Source organism: Chitinophaga skermanii (genome assembly GCF_003259335.1).
Taxonomy (GTDB): domain Bacteria; phylum Bacteroidota; class Bacteroidia; order Chitinophagales; family Chitinophagaceae; genus Chitinophaga; species Chitinophaga skermanii.
This window is the reverse complement of record NZ_QLLL01000001.1, coordinates 404,406-423,583: the sequence shown is the minus strand read 5'-3', so window position 1 is coordinate 423,583 and position 19,178 is coordinate 404,406. Positions and strand designations below refer to the sequence as shown.

Sequence of the window (19,178 nt, the reverse complement as noted above, 5' to 3'; positions counted from 1 at the left end):
TGTTGTACTCTTTTTTTATTTTTTAGAGATCCTTACCATGGCATTGTTTGAATTTCTTGCCACTGCCACAAGGACAAGGATCATTACGACCTACTTTAGGACCTACACGAACTGGCTCTTGTTTCACTTCCGTGTCTTGCGGAGCACCGTAAGCTGCTTCTTCACCACCGTCTTGTTCATCAAAATCTTGGTGTGTCGCACGCATGCGGCTCATGTCGGTTTTTTCTTCACGTCCTTCGCGGAATTCTTGTTGTGGTGCTTGGCCATTCCCTTGATCATCTTGGTTCATAGGGATGCCAGACTTAGACAAGAAAGATACGATGTCGCGGTTGGTATCGTTGTTCATTTGTTGGAACAATTTGAATGCTTCCAACTTGTAGATTAACAACGGATCTTTTTGTTCGTACACAGCGCCTTGAACAGATTGTTTCAATTCGTCCATTTCGCGTAAGTGTTCTTTCCAAGCTTCATCGATTAACGCTAAGGTAATGCTGCGTTCTAAAGCGTGAATGGTTTCTTTACCTTCGCTATCTACTACTTTCTTCAAGTTTGCCAATACATTTACACCTTTTTTACCATCGGTAAATGGAATAGAGATGTTGAGGATGTGTTGACCTTGTTCTTCATAGATTTGGTTAATAACCGGCAAAGTACCTTTCGCCACCTCTTCCGACTTGCGTTCGTAGTGTGATTTCGCTTCGTTATATAATTTATCTACGGTTGCGTTCAATTCGCCTTTAGAAAACTCTTCTTGCGTGATTTGTGTATCTAAACCGAAGCTCATGATAACATCCAACTTGAAGTTTTCGTAGTCGTTTGTATCGCGGTTCGTTTCTAAGATATTTTGTGCTACTTCGTAGAACGAGTTATCGATATCAATCGCTAAACGATCACCGAACAATGCGTGGTTACGTTTAGAATAGATCACAGAACGCTGTTTGTTCATTACGTCATCGAACTCGAGCAAGCGCTTACGCACACCGAAGCTGTTTTCTTCTACTTTCTTCTGTGCTCTTTCGATCGATTTCGTAATCATGCTGTGTTGGATCACCTCACCTTCTTTGTAACCCATTCTATCCATCAACGACGCGATTCTTTCAGAACCGAAACGACGCATCAAGTCATCTTCCAAGGAAACAAAGAATTGAGAAGAACCTGGGTCACCTTGACGACCGGCACGACCACGTAACTGCCTGTCTACACGGCGGCTATCGTGACGTTCAGTACCGATGATGGCCAAACCACCCGCTTCTTTCACGCCAGGTCCGAGCTTGATATCCGTACCACGACCAGCCATGTTCGTAGCGATCGTAACGTTACCGGCCAAACCAGCTTCAGCAACGATCTGTGCTTCACGGGCGTGTTGTTTCGCGTTCAATACGTTGTGAGGAATTTTTTCGAATGTGAGCATTTTACCCAACAATTCAGATACCTCCACCGATGTAGTACCTACCAGTACTGGGCGACCAGCTTGTGTAAGTTTTTTGATTTCATCGATAACTGCACGGTATTTATCACGTTTCGTTTTATATACTAAATCTTGTTGATCGTCGCGGGAAATTGGAATGTTAGTTGGGATCGACACTACATCCAATTTGTATATAGTCCAGAACTCACCGGCTTCAGTAGAAGCTGTACCCGTCATACCAGCTAATTTGTGGTACATACGGAAGAAGTTCTGTAAAGTAATGGTTGCAAAAGTTTGTGTAGCAGCTTCTACTTTCACATCTTCTTTTGCTTCGATAGCTTGGTGCAAACCATCGGAATAACGGCGACCTTCTAAGATACGACCAGTTTGTTCATCAACGATTTTCACTTTACCATCCATTACTACGTACTCAACATCTTTTTCGAAGAGGGTGTACGCTTTCAACAATTGTTGAACAGAGTGGATACGTTCTGACTTAGCGGCGAATTCGGCCAAAAGAGCGTCTTTGCGGTGTAATTTTTCATCCGCGCTAACATTCATTTTTTCGATTTCCGCGATTTCGCCACCTACATCCGGCATTACGAAGAAGTTTTGGTCTTCGCCTGCACCGGTAATGAGGTTAACACCTTTATCTGTAAGATCTACGCTATTGTTTTTCTCGTCGATGTGGAAGAATAATTCTTCATCCACTTTCGGCATTTCGCGTTTTTGATCTGCTAAGTAATAGTTTTCAGCTTTTTGGAGGATTACTTTCACACCTGGTTCGCTGAGGTACTTGATTAATGCCGTGTTTTTCGGCAAACCACGCCAAGCGCGCATCAAAGCTAAACCACCGGTTTTCGGATCATCTTTACCTTCCGCGATTAATTTCTTCGCTTCCAGTAAATATTGGTTGATCTTCTTTCTTTGTTCATCCACCAAGTATTTAATACGTGGTTTCAAAGCATGGAACTCTTGTTCTTCACCACGAGGGATCGGACCAGAGATAATCAACGGCGTACGAGCATCATCGACTAATACGCTATCCACCTCATCGACCATTGCGAAGTGGTGTTTACGTTGTACCATTTCTTCCGGGCTATGCACCATGTTATCACGGAGATAGTCGAAACCAAATTCGTTATTTGTACCGTAAGTGATATCTGCGAGGTACGCGTTGCGGCGCTCTGCAGAATGTGGTTGGTGTTTATCAATACAATCTACCGTAATACCGAGGAATTCGAATAATGGGCCGTTCCATTCAGAGTCACGACGCGCCAAGTAATCGTTCACTGTAACTACGTGCACACCTTCACCCGCTAACGCGTTGAGGTAAGCCGGTAAGGTAGAAACAAGCGTTTTACCTTCACCCGTAGCCATTTCAGCGATTTTACCTTGGTGGAGTACGGTACCACCAATTAATTGTACATCGTAGTGCACCATGTTCCAGGTAACGCGGTTGCCGGCAGCTACCCAGTTGTTTTTCCATGTAGCATTGCCTTCAGCGTCGATCGTTACGTAATCTTTCGTAACGGCCAATTGACGGTCAAGAGGAGTTGCTTTGGAAACGATGGTTTCATTTTCTTTAAAGCGGCGCGCAGCTTCTTTCACTGTAGCGAATGCTTCAGGAAGAAGAATTTCGAGGATTTCTTCAATCTTCTTATCGCGGTCTTTCTTTAATTTATCGATTTCTTGGTAGGTAGTATCCTTAACGTGTACATCTTCGGCTTCATCCGCGCGGCTTTTCAAGCTGGCAATCTCTTCGTCAATTTCGGCGAGGTGGGCTTTAATACGCGCTCTAAAAACTTGCGTTTGATTACGCAGGTCGTCTATAGAGAGGTTTTGCAGTTTCGCGTATTCCTCGTTTATCTGCTTCACAATCGGCGTCACGAGCTTGATATCTCTGTCCGATTTGTTACCTCCAAAAAGTTTTGTTAAGAAACCTAACATGTTTAAATACGAATTACGATGATAAATTTTCCAATATTTGAAATACCGGCTTACGGATAGTTGGCTGAAAAATTAGGCCGAAAGCTATAAACCTTTCAAATATTGTGCTTAGCTGCATAAATGTGCCAAGCTGACAGTTGGCGTTTAATTTCCAACAAGGGTTGTAAAATTAAGCTAAAAGATAACAAGTATGCCTGCGAAATATAGAAAGATTACGTTAAAAAAGGATGCTATTTAAATTTTAATAACAAGCATTTTCTGCTTCAGCCCCGTCTTTCCCGTCATTATTCTACTGCTGATAGCCCATTTGCGACGTTGAATCGATGTTTTGTTGTTCTTCTCCTAGTTAATTACAAGCCGGGTGTTGGCTAAACAACCGTAATAGCCTGCTTTAAACAGGTAAACGGCCTACCCGTAGCCTATTACAGAACCCTGCCACAGCAAGCATTCGCACGCTATTTACGTCAATTTTCATTAAAACGGTTAATTTTTTTTCATATCCACCTGTCAACCCCTCCAATACGGCAGAATTACAGGCAAATAGCAGTGGTGCTGCTAAAAAGGCATATATGGCGGCAGAAAGGCCAGGCCGCTCATGTAAATTATTTTTTGTGATGGATTCATGTCATGCGTAATACCAGTAAGGGTTTACGAAGATTTACTTCGGCTGGGCGGCAACTTTCTAAAAAAAATTAAAATAGCCTACAATGTGTATTTCAAACACATTATAATTAAATTGCTGCTGCTTCGGGAATTTAAGGTGGTGAATTGCAGAGATTAAAAATACATTTCATACTAGCCAAACTTTATATACATCTTCGATGCCAACGCTTTTTCATGCCAGAAAAAGATGGAAATATGTAATTACTTTTTATAAATTTAAAGGTTCATTACACCCTTTAAACTATTAACTAAAATTCACACGTTCATGAATCAGTCGTCTATTCAACCACAAAAACTTTTCGTGGCTAGCTGCTTAGCCTTGTTGGTGACTTCTTTATCATTTGGTATCCGCGCCGGTATTTTAAATACACTAGGCCAAACTTTCCAGCTCGACATGAAGGAGCTCGGTATTATTGCCGGTACAGCTTTCTGGGGTTTCCCATTAGCGGTGGTAATCGGTGGTTTTATCGTAGATAAAATTGGTATGAAAAACTTATTAGTGGCGGCTTTTGTGCTTCACTTAGCAGGTATTCTCTTAACTATTTTCGCTACCGGCTTCTGGGAGTTATTTATTTCTACTTTATTTATCGGTATGGCAAATGGTACTGTTGAAGCGGCTTGTAACCCGCTTGTAGTATCTATTTTCCCTAATAATAAAACTACTAAACTCAACTATTTCCACTTATGGTTCCCGGGTGGTATCGTAATTGGTACACTCATTTCTTACTACTTAGGTACAGTAGGCGGTGTAAACTACAAATGGTTGATGGCGATTATGTTGATCCCTACTTTCATTTACGGTTACCTTTTCTTGCGCTTGAAATTCCCTGTAACAGAGCGTGTTGCTAGTGGTATCTCCACCAGCCAAATGTACCGTGCATTAGGTAATCCTTTATTCATTGTGATCTTCATTTTAATGGCCGGTACTGCTGTAACAGAGCTTTACACGGGTCAGTGGATCGAGATTTTGATGAAGAATGTAGTAGAAAACAGTATCCTGATCTTGGCGATTACAACGGGTGTACAAACTTTGGGTAGAGCTTTTGCCGGCCCTATAGTACATAAAATGTCGCCTGCCGGTGTATTGTTAATTTCTTCGATTTTAGCGGCACTTGGTTTATATATGATGAGCACCGTTTCTGGTAACATGGTATTCGTAGCGGCTGTTATCTTTGGTTTAGGTGTTACTTATTTCTGGCCATGTATGTTAGGTTTCGTATCTGAAAACATTCCTGAATCGGGTGCTTTGGGTATGAACCTAGTAGGCGGTATGGGTATGTTCGCTGTATCGATCTTCACTTCTATTATTGGTGGTCACTTCGACACTATTATTGCGGCTAAACTTCCTGCAGGTGCAGATTACCATGCATATGTTGGTGCAGCACCGGGTTCTACTGAAGCAGCGGCTTATGCAGCGGCACAATCGGCTTCTGGCCCAGAAATCTTGCAGATCATTTTATACATCCCTCTTGTATTGATCGTTGCGTTCACTTGCTTGGTTATTTATATGAGAAAAAGAAAGAACCAACCTCACAATCACTTACAAACTCAAACTGCATAATCTTTTAAAGCGTATCAAGATATGAATAGGAAATTAAGAATGGGTATGATCGGCGGTGGTAAAGATGCCTTCATCGGCGCCATCCACCGTATTGCAGCCAATATGGACGGTCTTATCGAATTGAAAGCGGGTGCATTGAGCATCAATCCCGACATCGCGAAAGCGTCCGGCGACATGTTGTTCCTCGATCCAAGCAGGATCTACCTCGATTTCAAAACCATGATCACGGCTGAAGCTGCTCGACCAGCGGAAGAACGTTTGGATTTTATCACGATCGTTACGCCTAACTTCGCACACTTCGAACCTGCCATGATGGCCCTCGATAACGGCTTCAATGTAGTCATCGAAAAGCCTATCACCTTCAGCTTAGAAGAAGCTAAATTACTCGATGCTAAAGTGAAAGAAACAGGTTTAACCCTGTTATTAACACATACATATACCGGCTACCCAATGGTGAAACAAGCCCGCCAAATGGTAGCTGCCGGTACTTTCGGTAAAATCCGTAAAGTATGGGTAGAATATCCACAAGGCTGGCTCAGCAAATTGAGCGAGCGTGAAGGTAATGCCGGTGCTGCTTGGCGTACCGATCCTAAAAAATCTGGTAAATCAGGTTGTATGGGCGATATCGGTACTCATGCTTTCAACCTCGCAGAATACATCTCTGGCTTACAAGTAGAGAAATTATGTGCCGACCTTAACATCCTTGTTGAAGGTCGTATGCTCGACGATGATGGTGCTGTTCTATTGAAGTTCAACAACGGCGCTGCCGGTGTTCTCCAAGCATCGCAAGTTGCTGCCGGTGAAGAAAACGCGCTTAAAATTCGTATTTACGGTGAATTGGGTGGCCTGGAATGGGCACAACAAGAGCCGAATACTTTACTCGTGAAATGGTTAGATAAGCCAACCGAAATTTACCGTGCAGGTAATGGTGGTGCACATCTTTCTAGCTACGAAACCCACAATGCACGCACGCCAGGCGGTCACCCAGAAGGTTACCTCGAGGCATTCGGTAACTTGTACCGTAACTTTGCGCTTACTTTGGGTGCTAAAATCAGCAATACCCAAGCGCCGAAAGAAGCGGCCGATTTCCCAACCACTACCGAAGGTATCCGTGGTATGGCGTTTATCGATAACGTGGTACGTTCTTCACAATCAGATGTGAAATGGACGCCGTTCGAAGTGTAATTGTATTGTAGAGTTTTTAAAGCGAAGAACATGAAAACGATTAAAGGTCCCGGTATTTTCTTAGCGCAATTCATGGGCGATGCAGCTCCTTTTAACAACTTGCCCGACATTTGTAAATGGGCGGCAGGCTTAGGTTATAAAGGTGTGCAAATTCCTACTTGGGAAACGCGCCTCATCGACTTACAAAAAGCGGCGGAGTCTAAAACTTACGCCGATGAAATAAAAGGGATTGTAAATGATGCCGGTTTGGAAATTACCGAACTCAGCACCCACTTACAAGGCCAACTTGTAGCAGTTCACCCGGCGTTCAACGAATTGTTTGATGGTTTTGCACCGGAAAACTTACGTGGCGCCAACAACGTGAAAGCACGTACCGAATGGGCTGTACAACAGTTGAAATACGCGGCGAAAGCCAGTGCTAACTTGGGTTTAAATGCCCACGCTACTTTCAGTGGTGCTTTATTATGGCCTACGGTGTATCCTTGGCCACAACGCCCTGCCGGTTTAGTAGAAACAGGTTTCAAGGAATTGGCGAACCGTTGGTTACCGATCTTGAACGAGTTTGATACACATGGTGTAGACGTTTGTTATGAAGTACACCCGGGCGAAGATTTACACGATGGTATTTCTTACGAGCGTTTCTTGGAAGCTACAGGTAACCACGCACGTGCTTGCTTGTTGTACGATCCAAGTCACTTAGTATTGCAATGCTTAGATTACTTAGCATACATCGACATTTACCACGAGCGTATTAAAGCATTCCACGTAAAAGACGCGGAATTCAATCCTACCGGTCGTAGTGGTGTATATGGTGGTTACCAAGGTTGGGTGGAACGTCCTGGACGCTTCCGTTCATTAGGTGATGGCCAAGTGGATTTCAAAAGTGTATTCAGCAAATTAACACAGTACAATTTCAGTGGATGGGCGGTAATGGAATGGGAATGTGCCTTAAAGCATCCGGAAGATGGAGCGAAAGAAGGTGCGCCGTTTATTGCTAGCAACATTATCCGTGTAACGGAGAAAGCATTTGATGATTTCGCGGGCACTGGTGCCGACGAAAACTTCAACCGCCGTATTTTAGGATTATAATTTAATATTCAAATTTAGATAAGGGGGCAACGTGTTGTTGCTCTATGGAATCAAACTATAACAGCAATAAACAATCAAAGCAAAATGAGAAAAAGATTATTGGCGCCGTTATTTTTAAGTGCTGCGTTTTTGGCTGCTTGCGGTGGTGGTGATAAAAAAGCCGAAGAAACTAAAAGCGAAGATCATGCAGCGGCTGACAACTCTATGGTAAAGCCACAAGAAAGTGGTGAAGAGTTGATGAACGGATCGGATTGCAAAACGTGCCACAAACCAGATACAAAACTGGTGGGCCCTTCTTTCAAAGATATCGCGGCTAAATACCCATTGAACGACGAGAACGTGAAAATGTTGGCCGACAAGATTATCAATGGTGGTAGCGGTAACTGGGGTGAAACGCCGATGGCGCCACACTCTAACTTCACTGAGAACGACGGTAAAGAAATCGCTAAGCACATCTTAGAAACTTACGCTGCTAAATAGTTTAACATTATTTAGCTAAAAAATAATCTGGGTAATTCCTACTTTACAGTAGCGAATTACTCAGATTTTCTGTTTCTAAGTAGCGCTGTTAAAGCTTTGTGATGAACGGTTGATAGGCCGGGTGAATAACTTGACTATCACTTTCCCACAACACATCATCTAATTATTGTTCAATCATAGCAGGGGAAACCTGGACTTCACACACCACGTTACCCGCATTTTAAAAATTCACACACAATGAAAAGATTCTTTTCAACAGCGCTCGTTGTAGGTGCGATTCTTTATGGATCTACCGCGTTCGCGCAAAACAATCAACTTACGAAGAAAGAGAAAAAAGCAGGTTGGCAATTATTGTTCGACGGTACCAGCACGAAAGGTTGGCACAGTTACAATAAAACAACTGTAGGTGAAGGTTGGAAAATTGAAGATGGCGCCCTTGTACTCGATAAAAAGGAAGGCGAGAAAGGTGGTGATTTAACAACAGATGCAGAATACACGAATTACGAATTCCAAGTAGATTGGAAAATCTCGGAAGGCGGTAACAGTGGTATTATCTTCGGCGTGAAAGAAGACGCTAAATACGGCGCTCCATACTTAACAGGCCCTGAAATGCAAGTGTTGGATGATGCTAAACATGCGGATGGTAAAATCTATAAACACAATTCTGGTGACTTGTACGATATGATCGCTTCTGCTCAAAAAGCAGCTAAACCTGTTGGCGAGTGGAACACAGCGAAAATCGTAAAAGACCACAACAAGCTCAGCCTCTATTTAAACGGCGTTAAAACCGTTGAAACAGTAATCGGCAGCAATGAATGGAAAGAACTCGTAGCCGGCTCTAAATTCAAAAAATGGGAAGGCTTCGGTGCATTCGAAACCGGTAAAATTGCTTTGCAAGATCACGGCGATAAAGTGTGGTACCGCAATATCAAGATTAAAGTATTAAAATAATTCCCTTACAAGCGCTGTAAATAACCTTGCAGCGCTTGTATTGTACTCGTCCACGTTATGTAATAGCTATCCAGTATTACATTCCATTTTATATCATCCAAATTATAGCTATGCTACAAAAATTCGCCCTATTCTGCTGGGCAATGCTGCTGGTTGGATCGGTGAATTTGATGGCGAAAGCCAAACCAAAAATCCTCGTGTATAGCAAAACCACGGGATTTAGACACGGCAGCATCGGTGTGGGCAAAATTGCCCTTATCGACCTGGGTAAAAAGCATGGATTCGATGTAGACACAACAGAAGACGTTCAAGCCTTCACGCCCGGAAACTTACAACAATATGCCACGATTGTTTTCTTAAGTCCTACCGGCGAAAATTTCAATGAGCAACAAAAATCCGCGTTTATTGAGTATATTCATAAAGGCGGAGGCTATGTAGGCATTCATGCTGCATCAGATACAGAATTTACCTGGCCCTGGTACGGCAAGTTTGTAGGTGCATATTTCCTCGATCACCCAAAGCAACAAGTTGCTATTTCACGCGTGATCGACAAACATCACCTCGCAACAGCTCATCTCCCAAGCGAATGGCAACGAAAAGACGAATGGTATAATTTCAAAGACATCAATCCTAATATGCAAGTATTGATGACCCTCGATGAAAGAACTTATACCGGCGGCAAAAACGGTGAACAACATCCCATTGCTTGGTACCAAAATTTTGAAGGTGGTAGAATGTTTTACACGGCGCTAGGCCATACTGATGAGTCTTACAGCGACGAAAATTTCTTGCAACATGTACTCGGTGGATTACAATATGCCATGGGGAAACAGTTTCCTGCTAAGAAATAATTCGTATACCATTCCGTTATTAACAATTCCACGATAAACTAAAACGCGATTACAAAAACTTCTCATTACCATGAAAACACTGAGTGTTCCTCTGCTTTTAGCACTGCTACTCTGTCTCGCCGCGTGTTCGAAGAAACGCGAAGGGCAACCGCGTGTATTGGTATTCTCCAAAACCGCAGGTTTCCGCCACGAGTCGATCGGGGCAGGTATTAAAGCCATCCAAAAACTCGGTCAAGAAAACGGGTTTACTGTCGACACAACCGAAGATGCCGGCAAGTTCGTTGAAGATACTTTATCGAAATATGCTGCCGTTATCTTCCTCAACACTACAGGCGATGTACTCGACAATTACCAAGAAGCGGATTTTGAAAGATATATCCAAGCCGGCGGCGGTTACGTGGGTATCCACGCAGCTACCGATACCGAATACGATTGGGGTTGGTACAACAAATTGGCCGGTGCTTATTTCGATAGCCACCCTCCAGGTGTTCACCAAGCGAATGTAAACGTAGTAGATAATGATTTCATTGCTACCAAAGGTTTACCCAATCCTTGGAAACGTACCGACGAATGGTACAATTACAAAAAACGTGATACCACTGTACATGTGCTATTAACCCTCGATGAAAAAAGCTACGAAGGCGGCAACATGAACGGCAACCACCCTATTAGCTGGTACCACGATTACGACGGTGGCCGTGCATTCTACACAGGCTTAGGTCATACCGTTGAATCTTACTCAGAAGAAAATTTCTTAAAACATATCCTCGGTGGTATTAAGTATGCCATTGGCAAAAACTTGTACCTCGATTACAGCAAAGCCACTACTTTACGCGTGCCTTCTGAAGATCGCTTCACTAAGCAAACGTTAACATCGGGCGAATTCACCGAGCCTACGGAAATGACCATCTTGCCGAACCTCGACATTTTGGTAGCACAACGTAGAGGTGAATTGATGTTGTATAACAACACAACAAAACAATTAACCCAAGTAGGTAAATTAGATGTGTACTACAAAACCGATATTCCAAATATTAACGCGGAAGAAGGTTTCCTTGGTTTAACAGCTGATCCTAACTTTGCGAAAAATAACTACCTCTACATTTTCTATTCACCGGTTGATACATCTGTTAACCGTTTATCTCGCTTCGTTTTCAAAGATGGTAAGCTGGATATGAAATCAGAGAAAGTGATTTTGCAATTCTACTCACAACGTTACATTTGTTGCCACACAGGTGGTTCATTGGCGTTTGGTCCCGATGGCTTGTTGTATATCTCTACCGGTGATAACTCTACGCCATTCGACGAACCGAATCAACCGTATAAGACTAGTAGTTTTGCGCCGTTGGATGATCGTCCTGGTCATACACAATACGATGGTCGCCGTTCTTCTGGTAACACGAACGATTTACGCGGTAAAATCTTGCGTATTCGTGTGAATGAAGATGGTAGTTACGATATTCCAAAAGGCAACCTCTTCGAGAAATCTGATAAAACACGTCCAGAAATTTTCGTGATGGGTACACGTAACCCGTACCGTATTTCCGTGGATCAGAAAACTGGTTTCTTGTATTGGGGTGAAGTTGGTCCGGATGCGAACAACGATAGTTTAGAAACACGTGGCCCCCGTGGTTACGACGAGGTAAACCAAGCGAAGAAAGCCGGTAACTATGGTTACCCATTATTCATCGCTAACAATATTCCTTATGTAGAATACGATTACGCTACCGGTGTAAGTGGTAAGAAATTCGACCCGGCTAAACCGATCAACAAATCGCGTAACAATACCGGTTTACAAGAATTACCACCGGCACAACCTGCGTTCATTTGGTATCCTTACGCTAAATCTACAGAGTTCCCAATTGTAGGTAGTGGTGGTAGAAATGCCGAAGCAGGCCCAGTGTTCTACGAAGAATTCTATCCAAAAGAAACACGTTTCCCTAAATACTACGAAGGCAAATTATTCATTTACGACTGGATCCGCGGTTGGATTATGGCCGTTACAATGGATAAAGACGGCAACTTCTCTAAAATGGAACGTTTCATGCCGAACACGCGCTTCAATGCGCCGATTGATATGGAAATGGGTCCTGATGGTCGTTTGTATGTATTAGAATACGGTAACGGTTGGTTCTCTAAAAATCCTGATGCAGGTTTAGCACGTATCGACTTCAATGGTGGTAACCGTGCCCCTAAAGCTAGCATCAATGTGGATAAACTAACAGGTTCCTTACCATTTAAAGTGAAAATTACAGCCGAGGCTTCAGATCCAGATAAAGACAAATTGACTTACATCTGGTATTTTGGTAACGGTATGAAGAAGGAAACAACGGAGAATTCAGTTGAGTATACGTATACACAACCAGGTGAATACCCTGTAGCAGTAGAAGTATACGATCCAAATGGTGCGCACGTTCGTAGCAATAGCATTAATGTGTATGCCGGTAACGAAACACCACAAGTAGCGATCAAGTTAAATGGTAACACGCAATTCTACTTCCCTGGTAAAGCCGTTTCTTACACGGTTGCGGTAACAGATAAAGAAGATGGTAGCTTAGCAAATGGTACATTAGATGTAGCGAATTTATTCGTGAAAACTGAGTACGTAGAAGGTCGTGATAAAGCAGCCATGCCACAAGGTCACCAAATCGTTACAGCCGCTACCATGGGTAAAAACATCATGGAAACGTTGGATTGTAAAACGTGTCATAAAACGAATGAAACATCAATCGGCCCTGCATTTATGTTAGTGGCAGATAAGTATAAAGGCGATCCAAAAGCCAGCGACTACTTGGTGAATAAAATCATCAAAGGTGGTGGCGGTGTTTGGGGTGAAACGGCCATGAGTGCTCACCCTAACTTAAGTGTGGGTGATGCGAAAATGATCGTTGATTATATCTTCTCATTGAAAGCAGACCCTGCTAGCAAGATTGCTTCCTTACCTGCAACAGGTAGCGTAGTACCTGCTACAGCGGCAACATTTAAAGACAAAGGTATTTTCTACTTACTTGCCAGCTATACCGATAAAGGTGGTTCTGGTATTAAGCCATTAACAGGTAGCGCTATTGCAGAATTAGTATCTCCATCCTTATCGGCATACGACTTCACCGTAGGTGATGGTGTATCTAAAATGGAATACAACGGTATGCGTTTAGCCTTGCCAAGTGCGAATAGCTTTATGACATTTGCGAAATTGGATTTGAACTCCGTCAATGGAATCGAATTACAATACGCCGGTCAGAAACCATTAGAGCACGGTTTACGCGTGCAAGCTTACTTGGGTACACAATTGCTCGGTGAAACAGTTATCGGTCAAAACTTGGAACCAATGAAGCCATCTTTTGCAACCATCAACTTTGCAACAGTTAACGGCGTTACGCCACAAGACTTGAAATTGGTATTTACACCGGCTAGTCCAGGAGAAGCTGGCACGTTGGGTATTATCTTCATCAAGTTATTGTCGAGATAATCTACGCAATCATACATTTCAGGCCCTCTTAGCGACAAACTAAGAGGGCTTGTTATTTTATATCCAACGAAAATATCACGCGATTAATCGGCCTGTAATCGATTGTTTACATATTTTTATAGTAATTTCACCCGCAACAACGCGTGGGAGTGCGTTGTTGTATTTTTATTGAAAGGATTGAACATAAGCGAGGTTACTTGCGTAACCGACGTACACTAAACCTAATCGACTGCATTACATGAAGGCAATCATACCCGTAGCTGGGGCTGGCACCAAGCTACGTCCACATACGTATACACAACCGAAAGCCCTGATTCCATTAGCAGGCAAAACCATTCTCAGTATTATCGTTGACCAATTAGAGGAAGCGGGCATTACAGAGTTTGTATTTGTTGTTGGCTATTTGGGTGAAAAGATTCAACATTACGTGGAGAAGAAGTATCCACATTTAACTTGTCATTTCGTACAACAGAATGCGCGCCAGGGTACTGGTCATGCTATTCTCTTAACACGCGATGTAGTACAGAACGACGAGATTTTGATTGTACTCGGTGATACTATCTGTGAATGTGACTTTACGGAGATCATCAATTCGCCGGTATCGTTATTGGGTGTGAAGAAAGTAGATGATCCGCGTAACTTTGGTGTAGCGGAATTGAATGAAGAAGGAACGATTACCCGTGTAATTGAGAAGCCACAAATTCCGAAATCTAACCTTGCTTTAGTAGGTCTTTATAAAATTCGTGAAACAAAGCAGTTGTATAAATGCTTAGAAGATAATTACCGCGACCAAGTAAAATCGCACGACGAGTTCCAGTTAACGGATGCGTTGGATTGTATGATACAGCACGGGGTAAAATTCAATGCATTTAAAGTAACGAACTGGTTTGATTGCGGGCGCAAAGAAACCTTGTTGGAAACGAACGCGATAATGTTGAAGAAATATAAACCGAGCGCTGTTCCACCCACTATTCCTTACGAAAACACGATCATTATTCCCCCGGTAAGTATTGGCGAGGGATGTAACATTAAGAACTCCATTATAGGCCCGAATGTAGCCATCGGTGATAATACGGTGGTGAGTTATTCCATTGTAAAAGACAGCATCATTGGATCGTTCAGTAACTTGTACGAAGTAGTATTAAAATCCAGCCTTATAGGGAGTGATGCGAACATTCGCGGGTTAAGTCAAAGTTTAAATATTGGTGATAATACGGAAATCGATTTAGGTTGATGATGTGAATGTTTTGCATTCGTTATATTTGAAACATGCAAAACAGGATCACCGACTTATTCGGCATAGAATTGCCTATTGTACAAGCGGGCATGATATGGGCGAGCGGATGGAAGCTAGCATCGGCAGTTAGTAATGCCGGGGGGCTGGGTATCATTGGCGCCGGTAGCATGTACCCCGCTGTACTGCGCGAACATATTCAACAGTGTAAGCAAGCTACGCAAAAACCCTTTGGCGTAAATGTACCGTTACTCTATCCCGGTATCGATGAAATTATTCAAATCATCATCGAAGAAAAAGTTCCCATCGTATTTACATCGGCAGGTAATCCTAAAACCTGGACACCTACATTAAAAGCTGCGGGCATTACCGTTGTGCATGTAGTATCGAGCGCTAAATTCGCCCAAAAAAGCGAGGCCGCCGGCGTAGATGCTGTAGTTGCAGAAGGGTTTGAAGCCGGTGGGCATAATGGCCGTGAAGAAACAACCACTATGGTGCTTATTCCTGCAGTGAGTGCTGCTATTAATATACCGCTTATTGCAGCGGGTGGTATTAGTTCCGGCAAAGCCATGGCAGCCGCCTTTGCATTAGGTGCCGATGCGGTACAAGTAGGTAGCCGTTTTGTAGCCACCCCCGAAGCATCTTCCCACATCAACTTCAAAGAAGCCATTATTACGGCGCAAGAGGGTGATACCATGTTATCACTCAAACGTTTAACACCTGTACGCCTCTTGAAGAACAAGTTTTTCGACGATGTACAACAAGCTGAAGCTAGCTGTGCCAGCGACGAGGAATTGAAAAACCTCCTTGGTCGTGCCCGTGCAAAGCGCGGTATGTTCGAAGGCGACATGCGTGAAGGCGAATTGGAGATCGGCCAAGTAAGCGCCTTAATCGACCGTATTCAACCCGCAGCCGAGGTAGTGGCCGAAATATGGGCAGAATATAAAGCCACCGTGCAACGCTTACAAGCTTAAACAATTGGTTTACAGTACTGTTTCGAGAACAAATGCAGCTAAACACAAGCCGGCAAAGGCTTTAGATAGGCTGGAGATAGGGTCGAGATAGGCTTTTACTAGGGTTTAGATAGGGTAAAGATAGGCTAGAGATAGGCTAGAGATAGGCTGTGGATAGGGTAAGGATAGGGTTGTATAAGGTAAACATCGACAAACGACCGGGTGAAAGACGGTGAATAAAGGGCGCTATAACGTAGACCTACGGCCGATTTCAAGGCAAACTACAGAGAAACTACAGAGAAGTTACAGAGAACCTACAGAGGAAGTACAGAGAGGTTACGGGTAGAGTTGCGTAACTTATTGGTGTATAATACATTTCTAATAATACGGTATTGGGTTGGGATCAAATTCCCTAGCCAAGAAGTGTATATATGCTGATTAAGATGAATGAGCTGAAAAGTAGTATACGATTGCCAGCCTAAGTGTGAAAGCTTGCTACCTGGGATCAGTGCTGGCCTCTACAAATATAAAAAAATAGGCTGCTTTTACCATGTAAAGGCAGCCTATTTTTACTTTATTACTTACAACCCATTAGTTATTCTTAAAGATCCATTTCACCGCTTCTTTCAAGGTTGGTTTCTTACCGTTTAACAAGATACCTGTGCGGTAAATTCTACCGGCGATCCAAGTAGTGGTAATGAAACCAATTATTAACAACGACATCGATAAGATCAATTCCCAATACGCTACTGTACCCGGAACGCCGTAAGGTATACGAGCCATCATTACTACCGGTGCAGTGAACGGGATAATACTACCCCATACTGCCACTTGGCTTGTTGGGTTGGTCACCGCTTGGAACATGATCATAATAGCAATGATGATCGGTAAGGTGATCGGGAACGTGTAGCTCTGTGCATCGTTAGGGTCTTCGTTTACTAAACTACCAACGGCAGCAAATAAAGAAGAGTAGAATAAATATCCACCTAAGAAATAGAATACGAAGCAGAACGTAATCATACCCCAATCAGCGCTCTGTGCAATCACTGAGATTTGTTTCACGGCCATCATCATCGCTGTGTTGTTACCGGCAGATTGAGCGGTTGTTAAGTCACTACCTGCAAAGAATAATGGTAATGAGAAGCTTAAACCCCAAATTAAGAAGATCCAGATTAAGAACTGTGTTAAACCTACGGCTCCAATACCGAGGATTTTACCCATCATTAATTGGAATGGTTTTACACTACTTACTATGACTTCCGCAATACGGTTTGTTTTTTCTTCCATTACACCACGCATTACCATCATACCAAATACCAACAACACAATGTAAATAATGAAACCACTACCGTAACCAATGGCTAATGCTAAGCCTGCACTACCTTCTTTCTCGTCTTTACCGGTTTTGCTAATGATATTTACATTCGAACGAATACCTTCTACTTTAGATTTATCGATGCCCGCTCTTTCCATGCGGATATCTTCGATAACAGCATCTAATTTTCCTTCCAATTTGCTCTGCGTCATGATGCTCATCTGGCCTTTCCCATAATACACGATGTTAGGATCACGAACTAGGTCCATTTGAGGAATATGCAGCAAACCAGTATAGCCTTTATCGAGGTACGTGTTGCGTAACGAATCGAAGGGTTGGTCGCTGAATGTGAAACGTACTTCGTCGAAGTCGGGAATACGGTTGGCGAATAATTTACTTTCGTCTACTACAACGATCTTCTCGTTAGAGCTGCTGTTCTTCGCTAATAAGGCAGGAACAATCATTAATGCCAAGAAAAGTAATGGCATCAACAACGTTACAACAAGAAATGATTTCTTGCGAACACGTGATAAGTATTCACGTTTTATAATGATGAAAATTTTGTTCATATCGAATAAGTTTGATAGTCGTTAGTAATGTTATGCTAAGATGCCGCCCGTTTTATTCACTTGCTCAATGAATACCTCGTTGATGGTAGGTAATACTTCTTCGAAGTAAGTAATGGTAACGTTTTGGTTAATGAAATGACGAAGGATGTCATTCGTTTGGCTGTCTTCGTTTAACTTAACGACTAATGATTTTGGTTGCGATTTTTCGATCGTGAAATGATGCGTAGCTACTTGCGCGAAATTAATGGGCTCTGCGAAATCGACCCTGAAGAGGTGCTTTTTGAAATCTTGTTTGATTTGTGCTACGCTACCATCGAGTACTTTTTTACCGAGATTCACCAACACGATATGATCACAGATTTCTTCTACTTGCTCCATACGGTGCGTAGAGAAGATTATCGTAGTACCGTTTTCGGCGAGTTTGAATATCTCGTCTTGAATCAATAACGAGTTAATAGGATCGAGACCAGAGAACGGTTCATCGAGGATAAGCAATTTAGGATCGTGCATCACGGTAGAGATGAACTGCACCTTTTGTTGCATACCCTTACTAAGTTCTTCGATTTTCTTGTTGGCCCAATTCTCTATTTCAAAACGTTTGAACCAATAGTTGATTTTGTTTTTCGCATCGCTATTACTTAAACCTTTCAGCTGCGCCAAGTACATGACCTGCTCTCCCACTTTCATTTTTTTGTACAAGCCACGCTCTTCCGGCATATAACCAATCAACCCTACATCTTTCAGCGGGTCGAACGATTTACCATCGAATAATATCTGGCCTGCATCGGGATAATAAATACCCGTTAACATACGAAGGAGGGTAGATTTACCGGCGCCATTAGGGCCTAATAAACCGAAAATGCTTCCTTTAGGGATGGAGAAGCTAATATCGTCTACCGCTTTATGGGTAGCATAATATTTCTTTAGGTTGTTGATCTCTATTAGGTTCATAGTACGAATTGATAACTAGGAGCAATATTACTGTACAGATTGTGCTGTTGCAATAAAAATACACGAAATGTTGGTATCATCTTACGAACCGGGGTTTTATCTGTATCTACAGGATGGGGTTTTTAACTCCGTTGGTGGGTAGGGGTGCTAACGAAGGGCCGTCCGGCGGGGGTTAACAATGATTCTTTCTTTAATAATGTTTTTTTCTTTGAGATGTACAGGTAAGTATTCTTATTTCAGTTTTCTGATGGGGCATCGGCCATTCTTATTTCGATTACATCCTAATGTGTTACTTTCTTTGCTTCTCCAAAGAAAGTAACCAAAGAAAGGAGGAAAAACGGCGAAAGACTGCGTCGCCGTTTTATCGGGATGTTGATTGAGCGGTGGTGCTACTGTGGTGAAGGGCGGTGGTTCTTTGTGGTGCCTGTTTTGTTGGGGTGGGAAGATGGTTGTTTTGGTGGTGAGGGGGTTGGGGCAAAACCTTTAGGGACGGAGGACCTAATGGTTTTGTGAACGTGGTTTATGTGAGGTTGTGGTGAAGGAGGTTTG

The 19,178-nt window shown here is 42.8% G+C and carries 12 protein-coding genes; 9 read left to right on the top strand and 3 right to left on the bottom strand.

Annotated features, from left to right (window positions below; translation table 11 throughout):
• Positions 1 to 22: 22 nt before the first annotated feature.
• A complete protein-coding gene (secA, locus tag LX64_RS01720) occupies positions 23 to 3,358 on the bottom strand; it encodes a preprotein translocase subunit SecA (RefSeq protein WP_111595873.1) in 3,336 nt (1,111 codons plus the stop codon).
• Positions 3,359 to 4,286: 928 nt separating this feature from the next.
• On the opposite strand from secA, the gene LX64_RS01715 reads away from it, so the two are divergent.
• The 9 genes from LX64_RS01715 to LX64_RS01675 all read left to right on the top strand — a co-directional run bounded on the left by LX64_RS01715 (position 4,287) and on the right by LX64_RS01675 (position 15,815).
• Positions 4,287 to 5,582 (top strand): MFS transporter, encoded by a 1,296-nt coding sequence (locus tag LX64_RS01715; protein WP_111595872.1) that lies wholly within the window; start codon positions 4,287 to 4,289, stop codon positions 5,580 to 5,582.
• Between the two features lie 21 nt (positions 5,583 to 5,603).
• Positions 5,604 to 6,767 carry a Gfo/Idh/MocA family protein gene (locus tag LX64_RS01710; RefSeq protein ID WP_111595871.1) on the top strand — a complete coding sequence of 388 codons (1,164 nt, stop codon included), beginning with the start codon at positions 5,604 to 5,606 and terminating at the stop codon, positions 6,765 to 6,767.
• A 30-nt stretch (positions 6,768 to 6,797) separates the two neighbouring features.
• Positions 6,798 to 7,856 carry a sugar phosphate isomerase/epimerase family protein gene (locus LX64_RS01705; protein WP_111595870.1) on the top strand — a complete coding sequence of 353 codons (1,059 nt, stop codon included), beginning with the start codon at positions 6,798 to 6,800 and terminating at the stop codon, positions 7,854 to 7,856.
• Positions 7,857 to 7,940: 84 nt separating this feature from the next.
• Positions 7,941 to 8,336 carry a c-type cytochrome gene (locus tag LX64_RS01700; protein WP_111595869.1) on the top strand — a complete coding sequence of 132 codons (396 nt, stop codon included), beginning with the start codon at positions 7,941 to 7,943 and terminating at the stop codon, positions 8,334 to 8,336.
• A gap of 237 nt (positions 8,337 to 8,573) precedes the next feature.
• Positions 8,574 to 9,287, top strand: a complete 714-nt coding sequence (locus LX64_RS01695) for a 3-keto-disaccharide hydrolase (RefSeq protein ID WP_111595868.1) — start codon at positions 8,574 to 8,576, stop codon at positions 9,285 to 9,287.
• Between the two features lie 110 nt (positions 9,288 to 9,397).
• On the top strand, positions 9,398 to 10,138 hold the full coding sequence (locus LX64_RS01690; RefSeq protein WP_245952514.1) for a ThuA domain-containing protein: 741 nt from the start codon (positions 9,398 to 9,400) through the stop codon (positions 10,136 to 10,138).
• A 70-nt stretch (positions 10,139 to 10,208) separates the two neighbouring features.
• Positions 10,209 to 13,607, top strand: a complete 3,399-nt coding sequence (locus tag LX64_RS01685) for a ThuA domain-containing protein (RefSeq protein WP_111595867.1) — start codon at positions 10,209 to 10,211, stop codon at positions 13,605 to 13,607.
• A gap of 238 nt (positions 13,608 to 13,845) precedes the next feature.
• On the top strand, positions 13,846 to 14,841 hold the full coding sequence (locus LX64_RS01680) for a sugar phosphate nucleotidyltransferase (RefSeq protein WP_111595866.1): 996 nt from the start codon (positions 13,846 to 13,848) through the stop codon (positions 14,839 to 14,841).
• A gap of 35 nt (positions 14,842 to 14,876) precedes the next feature.
• A complete protein-coding gene (locus LX64_RS01675; protein WP_111595865.1) occupies positions 14,877 to 15,815 on the top strand; it encodes an NAD(P)H-dependent flavin oxidoreductase in 939 nt (312 codons plus the stop codon).
• Between the two features lie 570 nt (positions 15,816 to 16,385).
• On the opposite strand, the gene LX64_RS01670 is transcribed toward LX64_RS01675, so the two are convergent.
• Together LX64_RS01670 and LX64_RS01665 are read right to left on the bottom strand one after the other, a co-directional pair.
• Positions 16,386 to 17,678, bottom strand: coding sequence for an ABC transporter permease (locus LX64_RS01670; protein ID WP_111595864.1), 1,293 nt, complete (start codon positions 17,676 to 17,678; stop codon positions 16,386 to 16,388).
• A gap of 30 nt (positions 17,679 to 17,708) precedes the next feature.
• Entirely contained in the window at positions 17,709 to 18,629 is a 921-nt protein-coding gene (locus LX64_RS01665; RefSeq protein WP_111595863.1) for an ABC transporter ATP-binding protein, read from the bottom strand.
• Between the last annotated feature and the right edge of the window lie 549 nt (positions 18,630 to 19,178).